The 17,248-nt window shown below is 70.8% G+C and carries 8 protein-coding genes, 1 tRNA gene and 1 pseudogene; 5 read left to right on the top strand and 5 right to left on the bottom strand.

Annotated features, from left to right (window positions below; all coding sequences use genetic code 11):
- Positions 1 to 314 precede the first annotated feature (314 nt).
- From topA to OH735_RS16730, 5 genes are all read left to right on the top strand, one after another.
- The gene (gene topA / locus OH735_RS16750; protein ID WP_406382349.1) at positions 315 to 3,182 is read left to right on the top strand and encodes a type I DNA topoisomerase; all 2,868 of its coding nucleotides are present in this window, start codon (positions 315 to 317) and stop codon (positions 3,180 to 3,182) included.
- Positions 3,183 to 3,537: 355 nt separating this feature from the next.
- Entirely contained in the window at positions 3,538 to 6,675 is a 3,138-nt protein-coding gene (tmk, locus tag OH735_RS16745) for a dTMP kinase (RefSeq protein WP_406382348.1), read from the top strand.
- 266 nt (positions 6,676 to 6,941) lie between these two features.
- On the top strand, positions 6,942 to 8,147 hold the full coding sequence (locus OH735_RS16740; protein ID WP_406382347.1) for a DNA polymerase III subunit delta': 1,206 nt from the start codon (positions 6,942 to 6,944) through the stop codon (positions 8,145 to 8,147).
- Positions 8,148 to 8,274: 127 nt separating this feature from the next.
- Positions 8,275 to 9,807: an alpha/beta hydrolase gene (locus tag OH735_RS16735; protein ID WP_406382346.1), complete on the top strand. Its 1,533-nt coding sequence runs from the start codon at positions 8,275 to 8,277 to the stop codon at positions 9,805 to 9,807.
- A 141-nt stretch (positions 9,808 to 9,948) separates the two neighbouring features.
- A tRNA-Thr gene (locus OH735_RS16730) sits at positions 9,949 to 10,022 on the top strand.
- Between the two features lie 222 nt (positions 10,023 to 10,244).
- Here the strand turns inward: OH735_RS16730 and OH735_RS16725 are convergent.
- The 5 genes and pseudogenes from OH735_RS16725 to OH735_RS16705 all read right to left on the bottom strand — a co-directional run.
- A pseudogene (locus OH735_RS16725) lies at positions 10,245 to 10,433 on the bottom strand (tyrosine-type recombinase/integrase); the annotation flags it as partial.
- Positions 10,434 to 10,840: 407 nt separating this feature from the next.
- Positions 10,841 to 13,669: an NHLP bacteriocin export ABC transporter permease/ATPase subunit gene (locus tag OH735_RS16720; protein ID WP_406386598.1), complete on the bottom strand. Its 2,829-nt coding sequence runs from the start codon at positions 13,667 to 13,669 to the stop codon at positions 10,841 to 10,843.
- A 46-nt stretch (positions 13,670 to 13,715) separates the two neighbouring features.
- Positions 13,716 to 16,001, bottom strand: coding sequence for an NHLP family bacteriocin export ABC transporter peptidase/permease/ATPase subunit (locus tag OH735_RS16715; RefSeq protein ID WP_406382345.1), 2,286 nt, complete (start codon positions 15,999 to 16,001; stop codon positions 13,716 to 13,718).
- The gene (locus OH735_RS16710; RefSeq protein WP_406382344.1) at positions 15,986 to 16,792 is read right to left on the bottom strand and encodes an HlyD family efflux transporter periplasmic adaptor subunit; all 807 of its coding nucleotides are present in this window, start codon (positions 16,790 to 16,792) and stop codon (positions 15,986 to 15,988) included. The genes OH735_RS16715 and OH735_RS16710 overlap by 16 nt, the downstream gene beginning before the upstream one ends.
- Before the next feature lie 125 nt (positions 16,793 to 16,917).
- Positions 16,918 to 17,112, bottom strand: a complete 195-nt coding sequence (locus OH735_RS16705) for a hypothetical protein (protein ID WP_406382343.1) — start codon at positions 17,110 to 17,112, stop codon at positions 16,918 to 16,920.
- Positions 17,113 to 17,248 lie beyond the last annotated feature (136 nt).

Here is a 17,248-nt window from a genome sequence, read left to right as displayed (position 1 = left end):
AGGGGCTCGGCAGCCATGGCGGCGGGCCGGAGAACAGGCCCGGGGCGCCCGGGCGCCCGACGCCGGAAGTCCCGCTCCGCAGTGCCGCCGCGGCACTCGGAAACCCGCAGGCGGCGACCGCGCCCACAGGGGAGCGGGCGGTCCGGGCGGCAGGAATGGCGGAAGTCGGGTTACCGTTCGAGTGGCCGTTGCGGGCTTTTGCCGTTTGACACGGGGGCGGGTTGTACCGTCACACTCCGCAGCGACAGCACCGTCGGCAGCGTCATCGCGCTGCCCGGATGCCCACTGAGTGTCGACCGGAGAGAAGAGCGAAGTTGTCCCCGACCAGCGAGACCGCACAGGGCGGCCGCCGACTCGTCATCGTCGAGTCGCCTGCCAAGGCGAAGACGATCAAGGGCTACCTCGGCCCCGGATACGTCGTCGAGGCGAGCGTCGGGCACATCCGCGACCTGCCGAACGGCGCCGCAGAGGTCCCCGACGAGTACACCGGCGAGGTCCGTCGGCTCGGCGTCGATGTCGAGCACGACTTCCAGCCCATCTATGTCGTCAACGCGGACAAGAAGGCACAGGTCAGGAAGCTCAAGCAGCTGCTGGCCGAGTCCGATGAACTCTTCCTCGCCACCGATGAGGACCGCGAGGGCGAAGCCATCGCGTGGCACCTGCAGGAAGTTCTGAAGCCCAAGGTCCCGGTCCACCGGATGGTCTTCCACGAGATCACCAAGGACGCGATCCGGGCCGCCGTCGCCAACCCGCGCGAGCTCAACCAGCGCATGGTCGACGCCCAGGAGACCCGCCGCATCCTCGACCGCCTCTACGGCTACGAGGTCTCGCCGGTCCTGTGGAAGAAGGTCATGCCGCGCCTGTCGGCCGGCCGGGTCCAGTCCGTGGCGACCCGTCTCGTCGTCGAGCGGGAGCGCGAGCGCATCGCCTTCCGTTCCGCCGAGTACTGGGACCTGACCGGCACCTTCGCCACCGGCCGTACCGGTGACGCCTCCGACCCGTCGACGCTGACCGCCCGCCTCAGCGCGGTCGACGGTCGCCGGATCGCCCAGGGCCGCGACTTCGGTCCGGACGGGCAGCTGAAGTCCGGCTCCGGCCAGACGCTGCACCTGGACGAGACGAACGCCCGGGCCCTGGCTGCCGCGCTCGCCGACGCCACGTTCGCCGTACGGTCCGTCGAGTCGAAGCCGTACCGCCGCTCCCCGTACGCCCCGTTCCGCACGACGACCCTCCAGCAGGAGGCGAGCCGGAAGCTGGGCTTCGGGGCCAAGGCCACCATGCAGGTCGCGCAGAAGCTGTACGAGAACGGCTTCATCACCTATATGCGTACCGACTCCACGACCCTCTCGGACACCGCGGTCTCCGCGGCCCGCGCGCAGGTCACGCAGTTGTACGGCGCCGACTACCTGCCGGACAAGCCGCGCACGTACGCGGGGAAGGTCAAGAACGCGCAGGAGGCGCACGAGGCGATCCGCCCCTCCGGCGACCGCTTCCGCACCCCTGCCGAGACCGGCCTCACCGGCGACCAGTTCCGGCTCTACGAGCTGATCTGGAAGCGGACCGTCGCCTCCCAGATGAAGGACGCGGTCGGCAACTCCGTCACCGTCAAGATCGGCGGCCGGGCGAGCGACGGCCGGGACGCCGAGTTCTCCGCGTCCGGAAAGACGATCACCTTCCACGGCTTCATGAAGGCGTACGTCGAAGGCGCCGACGACCCGAACGCCGAGCTCGACGACCGCGAGCGGCGCCTCCCGCAGGTCGCCGAGGGCGACGCGCTGTCCGCCGAGGAGATCTCGGTCGACGGCCACGCGACCAAGCCGCCGGCCCGCTACACCGAGGCCTCGCTGGTCAAGGAGCTCGAAGAGCGCGAGATCGGCCGCCCGTCGACGTACGCTTCGATCATCGGCACGATCCTGGACCGCGGCTACGTCTTCAAGAAGGGCACGGCCCTGGTGCCGTCCTTCCTCTCCTTCGCCGTGGTCAACCTGCTGGAGAAGCACTTCGGCCGGCTCGTCGACTACGACTTCACCGCGAAGATGGAGGACGATCTCGACCGCATCGCGCGGGGCGAGGCCCAGGCCGTGCCGTGGCTGAAGCGTTTCTACTTCGGCGCGGGCACCGACGACACGGCCGGAGCGGGCGCGGCCTCCGACGCGGGCAACGGCGACGGCGACCACCTCGGCGGTCTGAAGGAGCTCGTCACCGACCTCGGCGCGATCGACGCGCGGGAGATCTCCTCGTTCCCCGTCGGCAACGACATCAAGCTCCGCGTCGGCCGGTACGGCCCGTACATCGAGCGCGGCGAGAAGGACTCCGAGAGCCACCAGCGCGCGGACGTGCCGGAGGACCTGGCGCCCGACGAGCTGTCCGTCGAGTACGCGGAGGAGCTGCTGGCCAAGCCGAGCGGCGACTTCGAGCTCGGTGCGGACCCGATCACCGGGCACCAGATCATCGCCAAGGACGGGCGGTACGGCCCGTACGTCACCGAGGTGCTGCCCGAGGGCACCCCGAAGACCGGCAAGAACGCGGTGAAGCCGCGGACGGCCTCGCTCTTCAAGTCCATGTCGCTGGACACGGTGACGCTGGCCGACGCGCTCAGGCTGATGTCGCTGCCGCGTGTCGTCGGCGAGGACGCCGAGGGCGTCGAGATCACCGCGCAGAACGGCCGCTACGGTCCGTACCTGAAGAAGGGCACGGACTCGCGTTCGCTGACCTCCGAGGATCAGCTCTTCGACATCACCATCGAAGAAGCCCTCGCGATCTACGCCCAGCCCAAGCAGCGCGGCCGCGCCGCCGCGAAGCCGCCGCTGAAGGAACTGGGCACGGACCCGGTGAGCGGGGCTCCGGTCGTGGTCAAGGACGGGCGCTTCGGCGCGTACGTCACCGACGGCGAGACCAACGCGACGCTGCGGACCGGCGACAGCGTCGAGACCATCACGCCGGAGCGTGGCTACGAGCTGCTCGCCGAGAAGCGCGCCAAGGGGCCCGCCAAGAAGACGGCGAAGAAGGCTCCGGCCAAGAAGGCGACCGCGAAGAAGACGGCGACCAAGAAGACGACCGCCGCCAAGAAGACGACCGCCGCCAAGAAGACCGCGGCGAAGACGACCACCGCGAAGAAGACGACCGCCAAGAAGGCGACCGCGGCGAAGAAGACGGCTGCGACGTCGTCCGTGGAGGACTGAGCGGTACGCGTCGAGTACGCCGGAGGGGGCTGAGTGTTCCAGCCCCCTCCGGCGTTTGCGTGGGTTCCGGCGGAGAGCGGGTTGCTGGGTCGGACGGGTGTGGCGGGTGGGTGTCGCCTGCTGCGGGCCTGTGCTCCTACCCGACCCTTCCCGTAACCGGCACTCCGCCCCGGACCCCGCTCCTCGAGCGCCGGAGGGGCTGGAAATGCCGGGGGCGCCGGGCGGGGCCGGAAGCACCGGCACCGTCCGGGGCCGGAAGCACCGGCACCGTCCGGGCGTCCATGTGTACCGTCCGGGCGCCCATATGTTCGGACGGGGCCTCCGGGGACCCCTCCGCTCCGGATAGGCTGGGCGGATGACGCGAGCCGAGCAGCCAACGGTCGTGAGCCCCACCTCCGACACACTTGCCGCAGACTCACGCGAGCGCGCCGTACGAGCCCTGTTGCGTGTTCCCCCGCTGAAGCGGTTGTGGAGCGCCCAGCTCGTCGGGAGTATCGGCGATGCACTCGCCCTTCTCGTGCTGGTGCTGATGTCGCTGCAAGCGGCGGTCCTTGAGGGCTCATTCGGAACTGGATACCGAGGGGCGGCGTTTGCCGTTGCCGCGGTGTTCGGTGCCCGGATCCTTGCCACCCTGCTCTTCGGAGCCGTACTCCTGGGGCCGCTGACGACGCTCACCGCGCCCGGAGGACCGCTGGACCGGCGGTGGCTGATGATCGGGACGGACGGCCTGCGGCTCGCGCTGCTGGTCGTCGCACCGCTGTGGATCGACTGGATGCCCGACAAGGCGCTCATGATGATCCTCATCACCGTCTTCGTCATCGGCGCCGCCGAACGACTGTGGACGGTCGCCAAGGACGGCGCAGCCCCCGCGCTGCTGCCCGCCCCGCCCCCCGAGGGCGCCGCGGTACGCCCGCTGCCCGACCGCCTCGACGCACTGCGCCGGCTCTCCGTCCGTACCGACTTCGCCGCCATCCCGGTCGCCGCGGCCGTCCTGCTGATCGCCACGCTCGTCGGCGCTCTGCTGGGCTCGGGCCTGGAGTGGTTCTCGCTCCACCAGGCGGCCCTCGGTTCGTACGTCGCGGCCGGGCTCTTCTCGGCCTCGATCTCCACCCTGTACTTCCTGGAACTGCCCGGTACGCAGACGCCCCGCCCGCGCTCGCCGCTGGAGGGCCTGCGCCGGCCGTCGGCCGGCAGCGGACCCGACAAGGGCCGCACCGGATCCGTACCGCTGATCGTCGGCGCGTCGGCCACCGTCGCCGGAGCCATCGCCGCCGCTGCCGCCGTCGCCGTACTGCACGCCGCCGAGCTGGGTGGCGGGCCCGCCACCTTCGCCCTGCTGATCCTCGGCCTGACCGGCGCCACGGGTGTCGGCATCCGTACCGCGGGGAAGGTGCTGCCCGCGCTGTCGCGGCGCCGGCTGCTGCCGCTGGCCATCGCCGTCACCGGCATCGGGCTCCTCGCCATGGGCCTCGTGCCGGACACGGCGACCGTGCTCGTGATCGCGGTGCTCGCCGGATACGCGGCGGGTGTCGCCGCCGGCACCGGTCATGTCCTGGTCGACCAGGAGACCGAGGAGTTCCGCCGGGCCAGGACCACGGAACACCTCCAGGCCGTCGTACGGGTGCTCATCGCGCTCGGCGCGCTCGCGGGCCCGCTGCTGGCCGCCGCGATCGGCACCCACCGGCTGACCTCCGGCGACTTCGTCTTCGCCCACGGCGGGGCAGCCTTCGCCCTGATGCTGATCGGCGCGCTGCTGCTGCCCGTCGCCGTGATCGTCCTCGCGAAGACGGACGACCGCTCCGGCGTGCCGCTGCGCCGCGATCTGCGTGAGGCGCTGCGCGGCGGCGACCCGGCCGTCGCCCCCGCCGCGACCGGTTTCTTCCTCGCCCTGGAGGGCGGCGACGGCGCGGGCAAGTCCACCCAGGTCGAGGCGCTCGCCGAGTGGATCCGCGCCAAGGGCCACGAGGTCGTCGTGACCCGCGAGCCGGGCGCCACCCCGGTCGGCAAGCGGCTGCGCTCGATCCTGCTCGACGTGTCGTCGGCCGGGCTCTCCAACCGGGCCGAGGCACTGCTGTACGCGGCCGACCGCGCCGAGCACGTCGACTCGGTCGTCCGTCCGGCGCTGGAACGCGGCGCCGTCGTCATCTCCGACCGCTACATCGACTCGTCCGTGGCCTACCAGGGCGCGGGCCGCGATCTCTCCCCGACCGAGATTGCCCGGATCTCGCGGTGGGCGACGAGCGGACTCGTACCGCATCTGACAGTGCTGCTGGACGTCGCCCCGGAGACCGCGCGGGAACGGTTCACCGAGGCGCCCGACCGGCTGGAGTCCGAGCCGCCCGAGTTCCACGCCCGGGTGCGGTCCGGCTTCCTGACGCTGGCCGCGGCCGACCCGACCCGCTACCTGGTGGTGGACGCGGGCCAGGATCCGGAATCGATCACCACGGTCGTACGCCACCGGCTCGACCAGCTCCTTCCGCTCTCCGAGGCCGAGATCAAGGCCCAGGAAGAAGCGCGCAAGGCCGCCGAGGAGGAGGCCAGGCGCAAGGCCGAGGAAGAGGCTGCCCGCAAGGCCGAGGAGGAGCGGCTGGAGCGCGAGCGGCAGGCACAGCTCGCCAAGCTCCGCGCCGAGGAGGAGGAGCGCAAGCGCCGCGAGCTGGAGGAAGCACGCCGGCGCGAGGCCGAGCGGCAGGCGGAGGAGGCCCGGCAGCGCGCCGAGGAAGCCCGCCGTCTGGCCGAGGAGGAGCGGGTCAGGCGGGAGGCCGAGGAAGCGGCCCACGAGGCCGAGCAGGCCCGGCTGCGCAGGCAGGCCGAGGAGGAGGCCCGGCTGCGCAAGGAGGCCGAGGCGCGGCGGCTGGAGAAGCAGCGCAAGGCCGAAGAGGCGCTGTTGCGGGCCGAGGAGGCGCGTCGGCGGGCCGAGGCCGAGGTGGCTGCCGCGGCGGAGTCGGCCCGGGCGGAGGAAGCCGCGTCGGCGTCCGTGCCGGACAACGAGATCACGGTGCCGACCCCGATCGTCAACCCCAACGATGTGACGCAGCCGGTGCCGTCGCCGCTCCCCCCGTCCTCGCCCGGGTCCACGCCGTCCGACGAGGCCGAGACGGCGATGATTCCGAAGATCCACGACCGTTCGGGCCGTACCGAGCACCCTGGTGCGGACGAGACGGCGGTTCTTCCTCCGGTACGGGACGTGCACGAAGCCCGCGAGACGAATCCGGCGGACCGGGTTCCGCGGGGCATCTTCCGCGACGAGCGCCCGGCAGAACCCGCTCAGGAGAACGAGAACGAGCGCACCCGCGAGCTTCCGCAGATCGGCGACCCGCACGCGGCGGCTCCGCGGCCGGTTCAGGACCACCGGGGCCGGCGTCCTCGTCCGGACTGGGCCGAGGAGACTCCGCTGGACGATCTGCCGACGCTGGCGGACGAGCTGCTGGGCGACCACCGGGACGACGAGGACTCGGGCTCCTCGGGCCGGGGACGCCGACCGCGCCGCTGATCCCACTGATCCGCGACGGCTGCCGGGCCGGCCCGCCCGGCAGCCGCGCCGAGCTTTCGCCCTCCCGCGGTGCTTCCGCTCCGCCGTTCCGCCGCTGCCGTTCTGCCGTTCCGCGGTGCTTCCGTGCTGCTGTTCCGCCGTGCTGCCGGGATTGTCAGACCCGTCCCTCACAATGGGAAGCCGGATCGACAAGCAGCGACATCACAGCCGCGCGACCGCATCGCACGACAGCCGCGCGGCGCACACCACCGGAAGGGCGGTGACCCATGACCGTATGGGACGACCTGGTCGGCCAGGACCGAGTGCAGGAGCAGCTCGGTGCCGCCGCCCGGGACGCCGATGCGCTGGTCACCGCCAACTCGACGGGCGAGCCGGTGCCCCCGGGGTCGAGGATGACCCATGCCTGGCTGTTCACCGGCCCGCCGGGCTCCGGCCGCTCCACCGCGGCCCGTGCCTTCGCCGCCGCCCTCCAGTGCACCAGCCCCGACCGGGCCCTGGGCGGCGCACCGGGCTGCGGTTTCTGCGACGGCTGCCACACCAGCCTCATCGGTACCCACGCCGACGTCGAGGTGGTCCGTACCGATCTGCTCTCAATCGGTGTGAAGGAGACCCGCGAGCTGGTCCGCCGCGCCCAGCTCTCCCCGGCAGTCGGCCGCTGGCAGGTCCTCGTCCTGGAGGACGCCGACCGGCTCACCGAAGGCGCGGGGAACGTCCTGCTGAAGGCGGTCGAGGAGCCCGCGCCGCGCACGGTGTGGCTGCTCTGCGCGCCCTCCCTCGAAGACGTGCTGCCCACCATCCGCTCCCGCTGCCGTCACCTCACCCTGCGCACGCCGCCGGTGGACGCGGTGGCCGACGTCCTGATCCGGCGCGACGGTATCGATCCGGAGCGGGCCGCGTCCGCCGCCCGTGCCACCCAGGGCCACATCGGCAGGGCCCGTCGCCTCGCCACCGACGAGGCGGCACGTTCCCGTCGTGCCGCCGTGCTCAAACTGCCGCTGCGCGTCGAGGACATCGGTGGCTGCCTCAAGGCCGCGCAGGAGCTGATCGACACCGCCACCGACGACGCCAAGCAGGTCTCGGAGGAGGTCGATGCCAAGGAGACGGAGGAGATGAAGGCGGCGCTCGGTGCCGCCGCGGGCGGGCGGATGCCGCGCGGTACGGCCGGGGTGATGAAGGAGCTGGAGGACAGGCAGAAGCGCCGCAAGACCCGTACCCAGCGCGACAGCCTCGATCTCGCGCTCACCGACCTGACCGGCTTCTACCGCGACGTACTGGCGATCCAGCTGGGCTCGCGCATCGCCATCGCCAACGCGGACGCACAGGACGCCCTCGACCGCATCGCCCGCTCCTCCACACCCGAGCGCACCCTGCGCCGGATAGAGGCGGTGATCGCCTGCCGCCGGGCGCTGGACCGCAATGTGGCCCCGCTGCTCGCGGTGGAGGCGATGACGATGGCGCTGCGCGCGGGCTGAGGCCAGGCACCGCCACCGCCCGTCAACGCGCGTCACCAGGTATCGCCATGTGTCACTTTCTGTCATATTTTTCACCCGTATGAGCGGGGAATCGGGTGAGTCGTCGCGCGGCGACTACGCTCCGGGGATGGACACCAGGCGCTCGCTCCGCATCCTCGCCACCGCGCTCGGCACTGCCGGCCTCCTCATCTCCGGCTGCAGCAGCGGCAGTTCCACGAGCTCGCCGTCCGTCCCGTCCGTCGTGCCCGTCCCTGCCGCGCTCCAGCCGTACTACGCGCAGCAGTTGAACTGGCGGGACTGCGGTGTCGAAGGGTTCCAGTGCGCGACGATGAAGGCGCCCCTGGACTACGCGCAGCCGGGCGGCGACGACATCAAGCTGGCCGTCTCCCGTGCCAAGGCCACCGGACCCGGCAATCGGATCGGCTCCCTCCTGGTGAATCCGGGCGGCCCCGGCGGTTCGGCCATCGGCTATCTCCAGAGCTACGCGGCCGTCGGTTACCCCGCCCAGGTCCGGGCCCGCTACGACATGGTCGCCATCGACCCGCGCGGTGTGGACCGCAGTGAGCCCGTCGAATGCCTCACCGGTCCGCAGATGGACGCCTACACCCAGGTCGACCAGACACCTGACGACGCGGGCGAGGTCGCCAGGCTGAGCGGCGCCTACAAGCAGTTCGCAAGCGGCTGCGAGCAGCACTCCGGCGAGATCCTGCCGCATGTCTCCACCGTCGAGACGGCACGGGACATGGACATGCTGCGCGCCCTGCTCGGCGACGAGAAACTGCACTACGTCGGGGCCTCGTACGGCACCTACCTCGGCGCGACGTACGCCGAGCTCTTCCCCGCCCGGGTCGGCCGCCTGGTCCTGGACGGGGCGATGGACCCGTCGCTCCCCGCCGTCGAAGTGAACCGTGACCAGACCGCGGGCTTCGAGGCGGCGTTCCAGTCCTTCGCCGCCGACTGCCTCAAGAAGGCGGACTGCCCGCTCGGCACCACCTCCACCGCCGACGCGGCCACCCGCCTGAAGCAGCTCTTCGCCCAACTCGACGCCCGGCCGATCCCCACCGGCGACTCCCGCGCGCTCACGGAATCCCTCGCCACGACGGGAGTCATCGCCGCGATGTACGACGAGTCGGCCTGGCCCCGGCTCCGCGAGGCCCTCACCGGCGCCGAGAAGGGTGACGGCTCCGGCCTGCTCTCCCTGTCGGACAGCTACTACGAACGCGAACCGAACGGCACGTACACGAACCTGATGTCCGCCAACGCCGCCGTGAACTGCGTGGACATGCCGCCCGCCTTCGCCGACGCCGATGCCGCCGCCCGGGCGCTGCCGAGCTTCGAGAAGGCGTCCCCGGTCCTCGGCAGGACCTTCACCTGGGCCGCCCTGAACTGCGCCCACTGGCCGGTCCGGCCCACCGGCACCCCTCACCGCATCGAGGCGAAGGGTGCGGCCCCGATCGTCGTGGTCGGCACCACCCGCGACCCGGCCACCCCGTACAAGTGGGCCGAGTCCCTGGCCGGCCAGCTCTCCTCCGGCACCCTCCTCACCTATCGCGGCGACGGCCACACGGCCTACGGCCGCGGCAGCGACTGCATCGACACGGCGATCAACACCTACCTCCTGGACGGCACCCCGCCGAGCGAGGGCAAGCAGTGCTCCTGATCCCGCCCGGCCCACCGCAGATCTGCCACTGATCCGCCACTGACCTGCGAAAACGGTCCGGAGCCGGGTTGGTGCGGAGCACCCCCGGAAACTGTGTAGACTTGGCGACGCTGCTGATCGCACCATGGTGCGACAGGGCGTGCCGCCTTAGCTCAGTTGGCCAGAGCAACGCACTCGTAATGCGTAGGTCTCGGGTTCGAATCCCGAAGGCGGCTCTGTAGAAGCCTCAGGACTCACTCGCCGTGACCTGGGGCTTTTGCTTTTTCCGGGGCGGATTGGGGCGCGTCGGAGCGCACGGTCGGGACGCCGTGGAGGGGCTTGCGTGAGCGATGCGTGAGCGAGCGGCGGATGATCTGCTTCTGGGGTCTCTTCGGCCTTTTCGGATGTCTCTTCCGATGTCGAAAAAAGACCTACAGAGGCGAGTAGGTCTGGAAAGCTGTGTCGGAGACGACCTTGATGTCGATCCCGGCCGCGAGCATCGGCGTCGCGGCGCCGTGGCGGAGGTCGTGAAGGCGGACGGGCGGCAGGCCGGCGGCGGCCACCAGGCGCTCGAAGAGGTCGGATACCTTGCCGGGGTGGAGCCAGGAGCCGTCCTCCTGGGTAAAGATCCGACCCGTCAGCTTCCAACTGTCACCCGCCTCCCGCCGGTCCTTGTCCTGCTGGCGCTTGTGCTCCCGCGCGTACTGGATGGACTCGCCATCCAACGCGACGAGGCGGATTCCCGTACGGCCTTCAGCGCGCCCTCGGCGCCCCGCTCGCCGGCGGCGGCACGTTCGAGCTCGCTGCGCTCGACCGTGGTCAGCGAGAACTCCGCCGCGACGAACACCGCGCAGGTCAGCGTCAGCAACAGGGCCAGCAGCAGAAGGAGTACTTCGATCACCGTGTTACCCCCGTCCCGCTCCCCAGGTGCTCGGGGATCTCATGCGGGCTGACACGGCAGGTACTGGGAGGTTCGTCCATCGCGGGGACCGCGAATCCTTCTCGGCTATGGGGATGATCGGTGATTCCCATACTAAGGAGCGGCAAAAGCGGGTCAGCGTATCTGCCGGCGGACCAGCTCGTGGAAGAGGCCGCTGGTGTCGGCGAGCAGTTCGGCGGGCGGTCCCTGCTGGATCACCTGGCCGTCCGACATGACGATGACCCGGTCGGCGTCCATGACAGTGGAGAGCCGGTGGGCGATCACGATGCGGGTGGCGCGCAGCGCGCGGGTGCTCTCGATCACGACGCGCTGGGTCTCGTTGTCCAGCGCGCTGGTGGCTTCGTCGAAGAAGAGGATGCGCGGGTGGCGGATCAGGGCCTGGGCGATCATCAGGCGTTGCCGCTGCCCGCCGGAGACGGCGCCGCCGCCGTCGGAGAGCACGGTGTGCATGCCCATCGGCATCCGCTTGATGTCCTCGGCCAGGCCTGCCATCGCGGCGGCCGCCCAGGCCTCTTCCAGGCTGAACAGCTCGGCGCCGCAGATGCAGTCCAGGATCGAGCCGGAGAAGGGCTGGGCGTTCTGCAGGACGACTCCGCACTGACGGCGTACGGCGGCCTGGTCGAGGGCGGCCAGGTCCTGACCGTCGTAGAGCACACTGCCGGAGGCCGGCCGGTCGAAGCCGATGAGCAGCCGGAGCAGGGTCGACTTGCCGCAGCCGCTGGCTCCGACGATCGCGACGAACTCGCCCGGCCGCACCTGGAACGACACGTTGTCGAGCACCAGCGGCCCGTCCTCGGCGTACCGGAAGGACAGGCCCTTGGCCTCGATCGCGCCGGACAGCGTGCCGGGGGCCGTGCTGCCCCCGCGTACCTCGGGGACCTCGTCGAGGATCGGCTTGACCTGCTCGAAGAGCGGCAGGACGGAGGCGGCCGAGATGAGGGCGCCGGTGAGCTGGGTGACCGAGGTCAGCATCATCGTCACGGCGGTGTTGAAGGTGAGGAAGCCGCTCGCCGACAGGGTGCCGCGGGCCGGCCCGGCGAGCAGCATGAACATCACCAGGGTGCAGAACGGCAGGTAGACCGCGTTGAAGACGGTGATCAGGTTTTTGCGCCGGCCCACCCGCTGTTGCAGCTCGCGGCTGTGCGCGAACTCCCGCGCCCAGGCGGCGTAGGCGAAGCTCTCCGCAGCGGCGACGCGCAGTTTGGGCAGGCCGCGCAGCGTCTGGAAGGCCTGGTTGTTGAGCTTGTTGTTGAGCACGATCAGCCGGCGCTGCCACCGCAGCTGCGACAGGCCGAGCCCGAGGAACACCGCGGCGACGACCACCAGCATGGCCAGCGCCATCAGCGTCAGCGGGACGCTGTACCAGAGCAGCAGGACGAGGTTCACCGCGCCGACCATGCCGGCCTGCAGCGTGACCGAGCTGATGCCGGACAGTACGCGGCGGATGGCGCTGATGCCCATCGCCGCGCTCGCGAGCTCTCCGGTGGAGCGCTCGGCGAAGAATTTCGTCGGCAGCCGCAGCAGCCGGTCCCAGACGGCCGGCTGCAGGGTGGCTTCGGCACGTCCTTCGATGCGCAGGATGGAGATGTTCTGCAGCAGCATGAAGGCGGTCGAGACGACGGTGGTGGCCACGAGCGCCAGGGAGGTCGAGACGATGAGGCTGTTCTCGGCGTTCGGTACGTAGACACCGAGGACCTGTCCGGTGGCGATCGGCACCAGCGTCCCGAGGCCGACCGCGACCAGCCCGCCCAGGACCAGGTTGCGCATGTCCATCCCGGTGCCGCGCACGCTGAAGCGGAGCAAGTGCCAGGCGGACACCGGTTGTTCGGGCAACGGGCGGTAGAACATGATGGCGCGGGGCTGGAGTTCGTCGAAGTTGGCCCTGCTGATCCTCATCCGTGCGCCGGTGATGGGGTTCACCGCCTCATACCCGCCACGGCGCCACAGCAGCGCGACCGGCGCTCCGGTCTTTCCCCGGTGGCCCACCAGGGGACCGGAGTTCTCCCGCCACCAGCGCCCGGTGAGCCTGACCACCCGGGTACGCAGCCGTGAGTGCACCGCGATGCGCTCCACCGGACTCATCCGGTCGGTCAGGTCGCCGCCCTGCAGGGGCGCCGAGACGGTGACCCCGGCGGCGTCGGCGACCAGCCGGCAGACGGCGAGGGTGGCGTCGTCGATCCCGTCAGCCGGAACGGCCGCGGTCTTCCCCGGCCGGTTGGCGGAGGGCCTGTTGATGGAGGCCAGCAGCGCTTGATCGGCCTGTTCGCGTACGGCCTCGCCGGCCTTGATCCCGGCCGCCGTCCGGTCCTCGTGAGCGCGCTCCAGCCGCTCTATCCAGCGATCCAGCGCGAACAGCAGCCGGGACTGCTGGTTGACCATCTGCTGCCACATCGCGCCGTCGATGAGCAGGTCGGCGGCCGCCTCCATGCTGAACGCGGCGCCGTACTGCACGCTGCCGGGGGCCACCGGCATCCACAGGATGTTGTCGTCACCCGATTCGTACGGCTCGGCCTGGCCGTCCAGTTGGCCGTCCAGCTGCCCGTCGAGGGGGCCTTCGAACAGTACGCGCAGGCTGCGGCCGACCCCGCGGGCGAAGGCGTCCTCCAGCGGGCTGAGGCTGACCTGCTGGTCGCCGTAGCCGTAGCCGTGCTCGTATCCGTGCTCGTATCCGTATTCGGGCCGGTACAGCTCCCGGAGCTGTATTCGGCGCACCTGGCACCCCTCCAGGGGCCTGCCGACCAGTGTGTGCTGCGGGCCCTCGACCGGGCCGAGCAGCAGGGTGCCGGTTTCGAGCCGGCCGAGGAAGTGCCAGCGGCCCTGGCTAACGGCGTCGACCGCGAACAGGTCCATCGCGCCGTCCACCACCAGCCACAGGACGTGCGGCCCGTCCAGCGACAGGCTGCGGGTGCTCGTGGAGTCGACCGGCAGGCCCAGGCCGCCCATGGCGCCGACCACCACGTCGACGGTGTCGTGTACGGATGACGTCACGTCAGTGCTCCCTGACCAGCTCGGCGTACGGGCCCCCGGCGGCGACCAGGTCCTCGTGCCGGCCGCGCTCCACGACCGTTCCGTGGTCGAGGACGACGATCTCGTCGCTGTCGCGCACCGTGCTCAGCCGGTGCGCGATCACGACGCAGGCGCAGCCGCGCCGCCGCAGGTTGTCGATGATCAGCTGCTCGGTCTCGGCGTCCAGGGCGCTGGTCACCTCGTCCAGGACCAGCACGCTGGGCCGGCGGACCAGCGCCCGGGCGATCTCCAGGCGCTGCCGCTGACCACCGGAGAAGTTGCGGCCGTCCTGCTCCACCCGGCTGTGGATGCCGCCGGGCCGCCGGGCGACGGCGTCATGGACGACGGCGTCCTTGAGGGCGGCGATCACGGCTTCGTCGGGTATCGAGGGATCCCACAGCGCCACGTTGTCGCGGACGGTGCCCTCGAAGAGGAAGACATCCTGGTCGACGAAGGAGACCGAGGCGGACAGCGAGCTGCGGGAGATCTCGTCCAGCCGCTGCCCGTCGATGCGGATCTCGCCCTCCCACGGCTTGTACAGGCCCGAGATCAGCCGGGACACCGTGGACTTGCCGCTGCCGGAGCCGCCGACGAGGGCGACCTGCCGGCCTGGTCCGACCGACAGCGAGAAGTCGGTGAGCAGCGGTTTGTCGAGCGGGCTGTACCCGAAGGTGATGCCCTCCAGCGTCACGTGCCCGCTGAGCCTGCGGGTGCTCGCGGCCGGCCGGTCCTGCGAGTACAGCGGGTCCACCGGGAAGCTCTCGACGTCCTTGAGCCGGGCCACGTCGGCCGCGAAGTCCTGGATCCGGCCGGCCACCCCGCTCAGCCGGGCGACCGGCGCGGTGAAGCTGGTCACCAGCGACTGGAAGGCCACGAGCAGACCGATCGAGATGTGGCCCTCCACCGCCCGCACCCCGCCGATCAGGAGGATCAGCGCGCTGTTGAGTGCCGCGAGCGTGGGCGCGACGACGGCCAGCGCCGCGCTCGGCACGCCGAGCCGCTGCTGCCCGTCCAGCGTGGTCGCGTGCTGCCCGGCCCAGCGGCGGAAGTACCCGTTTGCGCCTCCGGTGGCCTTCATCGTCTCGATCAGCTGGAGGCCGCTGTACGAGGTGTTGGTCAGCCGGGCGCTGTCCGCCCGCAGCTTCTGGACGCCGGTGCCCCGGATCCGGGTCACCATCCGCAGCGCCGCCACGTTGAGCAGCGCGATCAGTACCCCGATGACGGTCAGCTGCGGGTCGTAGCTCCACAGCAGGACCGCGTAGAGGATCACGACCACGGCGTCCACACCGGCGGCAGCGAGGTCCCGCGCCAGGGTCTCGGCGACCGAGTCGTTGGACTGCAGCCGCTGGACGAGGTCGGCGGGGTTGCGCTGGGCGAAGAAGGTGACCGGCAGCCTGAGCAGATGCCGCAGGAAGCGGGCGCTGCTCAGCGTGGAGGAGATGATCCGCCCGCGCAGCAGGTTCGCCTGCTGGATCGCGACCAGCACGGCGGTCAGCACCACCGTGGCGGCCATCGACGAGAAGATCAGCGGCAGCAGGGACGTTTCGTTGCCGAACATGAACATGTCGATGTAGGCGCGGCTCAGAGCCGGCGCCGCCACGCCCACCACGACCAGCAGGAAGCTGGCGATCACCGCGGCCAGCATCGTGCCCGCGGTGCCGCGCAGTCGCGCCGGCAGGGCGCCCATGATCCCCGGCCGGCGGCCACCCGGGCGGAATCGCTCGCCGGGCTCGAAGGTCAGCACGACGCCGGTGAAACTGGTGTCGAAGTCCTCCGTCGGGACGAACCGGCGGCCCCTGGCCGGGTCGTTGATGTGCACGCCGCGCCGGCCGAAGCGGCGCCCCATCCCGTCGTAGACGACGTAGTGGTTGAACTCCCAGAACAGGATGGCCGGCGCGGGTACCTCGGCCAGGGCGGCCGTTTCCATCTGCATGCCCTTGGCGTTCAGGCGGTAGCCGCGTGCCGCTTTGAGCACATTGCTGGCCCTGGAGCCGTCGCGGGACACCCCGCAGGCGATCCGGAGTTCCTCGAGGGGCACATGGCGGCCGTAGTGGCCGAGCACCATCGCCAGCGAGGCGGCGCCGCACTCCACGGCTTCCATCTGGAGCACGGTGGGGCTGCGGACGGTCCTCTGCTTCTTCCGCTTCGGCTCGTGCCTGCGCCGTCGGCGATCGGGCTGCTGGGCCGGGCGGTTGGGGTGGTTGGGGTGGTTGGGGCGGTGTCTCCCGCGCCCGGCGGGATCGTGCTGCGCGGTCACGGGAGGACCCATTCGACCGGGCGCTGCGCCGCGAGGTGGATGGCGCCGCTGACCAGCGTCGTGGAGTCGATCGTGTAGGGCGGGCCGTCTGCCGACGACCACGCGTACCCGGACTTCGTGCCCGCCGACCGGTCCAGCTGGACCACGACCGCCAGCGGCTGGCCGCCCTGCGAGAACTGCTCGCCCAACTGGCTGTCCCCGAGGAAGCTGGTGATCTGCTGCCGCGTCTGGGGAGTCCGGCCGACCCCGAGGACCCGGCCCCGCAACACCCCGTACTGCTGCGCGGGCACGGACTGGACGGTGAGGTCCACCGATGAACCCATGGGGATCGTCGATGCGCTGCTGTCCTGCGCGTACAACACCGCCACCAACGGGTCGTCGGTGGCGTCGATACGTTCCACGGTCGCCAGATCCGCCCCGGTGGCCACCACCGCACCGATCTTGGCCAGCAGGGCGTTCACCCGGCCCGCGGCCACCGCGTGTACGGTCTTGACCTTCTGGTCCGTGCGGATGCTCAGCAGCCGGGCGCCGGCCGACAGCATGTCGCCCTCATCGGCGTAGACAGCGGTGACCTGACCCGCGACCGGGCTCTGCACTATGTAACTGCCCTTTGCATGGGTCAGGATCCCGGCCGCGGTCAGCTTGGACGACACGGAGCCGGTCACGGCCCAGAAGCACGCGCCGGCCATGACGACGGCCGTTACCGCGAGCACGAGCCAGCCCTGCGGCCGGGCGAAGCGCACCGGTATGTCGAGTTCTTCAGGCGATTGCAGCTTGGAAAGCGCCTTTTGCCGGAACTGCACGGAGGTATTCCTTCAACTGCATTCATCGCGGCGACAGCCGACGGCCGTCGACCCACAGCATCCATGGGCCCGGGAACAAATGTTCCAGGGCCCATGGATTTTACGCCTCGCGGCAAATGAGACCGTCAGAGGCCGGCGATGACCGACGGGACGGGCACCAGGGAGGCGGTGGAACCGATGAGGCCCTCGACGCCGTCGACAGCGACACCGCCGGAGACGTCGATCGGGCCGGCGGAGACACCGCCTGCAGCGCTGACGCCACCGGAGATGTTGTCCAGGTCGTTGTCGGCGATCTCGCGGGTCTCGATGAAGTTACGCATGAATTGCGCTCCTCTTCAATGGCTTGGGGGTTTTTGAAAAGTGTCTTTCGAAAATAAACCGAACACATTTTCATAACTTCGGTTCGGGCAAGACGCTAGTACACCAACGGGTCGACAGGCCACCTCGGCCCCAGTT

Origin of the sequence: Streptomyces sp. NBC_01618 (assembly GCF_045209435.1) — a bacterium.
GTDB lineage: Bacteria > Actinomycetota > Actinomycetes > Streptomycetales > Streptomycetaceae > Streptomyces.
This window is presented reverse-complemented; position numbering and strand designations above follow the sequence as displayed.